At 65.7% G+C, this 1,316-nt stretch carries 1 protein-coding gene; it reads left to right on the top strand.

What is annotated here, in order from left to right; genetic code table 11:
* The coding region (locus AC07O0_RS30280) for a DNA translocase FtsK (RefSeq protein ID WP_494628551.1) at positions 1 to 1,316 on the top strand (1,316 nt) is incomplete at both ends.

The following is a 1,316-nucleotide window of genomic DNA, read 5'->3' as shown; positions in this document are numbered from 1 at the left end:
CCCGGCCCGGTGGTCACGTTGTACGAGCTTGAGCCTGCGCCTGGGACGAAGTCGTCGCGGGTGATTTCGCTGGCGGACGACATCGCGCGCTCGATGAGCGCGGTGTCGGCGCGCGTTGCGGTGGTGCAGGGCAAGAACGCCATCGGCATCGAATTGCCCAACGCCAAGCGCGAGACCGTCTTCCTGCGCGAACTGCTCGCCTCCCAGGATTTCGAGGGCACCAAGCACAAGCTGGCGCTCTGCCTCGGCAAGACCATCGGCGGCGAGCCGGTGATCGCCGATCTTGCCCGCATGCCGCATCTGCTCGTCGCCGGCACCACCGGCTCGGGCAAGTCGGTGGCGATCAACACCATGATCCTGTCGATCCTCTACCGGCTGAAGCCGGAGGAGTGCCGGCTGATCATGGTCGATCCCAAGATGCTCGAGCTTTCCGTCTATGACGGCATCCCGCATCTGCTCACCCCCGTCGTCACCGATCCGAAGAAGGCGGTGGTCGCCCTGAAATGGGCGGTGCGCGAGATGGAGGAGCGCTACAAGAAGATGTCGAAGCTCGGTGTGCGCAACATCGACGGCTTCAATGTCCGGGTCGGTGAGGCGCTCGCGGCAGGAGAGGTCATCACCCGCACGGTCCAGACCGGCTTCGACAAGCATTCGGGCGAGGCGATCTATGAGGAGGAGGCGATGGACCTGTCGCCTCTGCCTTACATCGTCGTGATCGTCGACGAGATGGCCGACCTGATGATGGTCGCCGGCAAGGAGATCGAGGGCACGATCCAGCGCCTGGCGCAGATGGCGCGTGCCGCCGGCATCCATGTCGTGCTGGCGACGCAGCGGCCTTCGGTCGACGTCATCACCGGCACGATCAAGGCGAACTTCCCGACAAGGATCTCCTTCCAGGTCACCTCAAAGATCGACTCGCGCACGATCCTTGGCGAGATGGGCGCCGAGCAGCTGCTCGGCCAGGGCGACATGCTCTACATGGCCGGCGGCGGGCGGATCACCCGCGTGCACGGCCCGTTCGTCTCGGACGCCGAGGTCGAGAAGGTCGTCGCGCATCTGAAGACGCAAGGGCGGCCGGACTATCTCGACGCGGTCACCGCCGAGGACGAGGCCGGCACGGCCGAGGACGAGGACGGGGCGGTCTTCGACAAGAGCGCGATGGGCCAGTCCGAGAGCGAGGACCCCTATGAGCAGGCGGTCGCTGTGGTGCTGCGCGACAAGAAGGCCTCGACCTCCTATATCCAGCGCCGGCTGCAGATCGGCTACAACCGCGCCGCCTCGATCATGGAGCGGATGGAGAACGAGGGCATCGTCGG

The sequence above is a fragment of the Allobosea sp. GW821-FHT10B12 genome (genome assembly GCF_059415545.1).
This window is presented reverse-complemented; position numbering and strand designations above follow the sequence as displayed.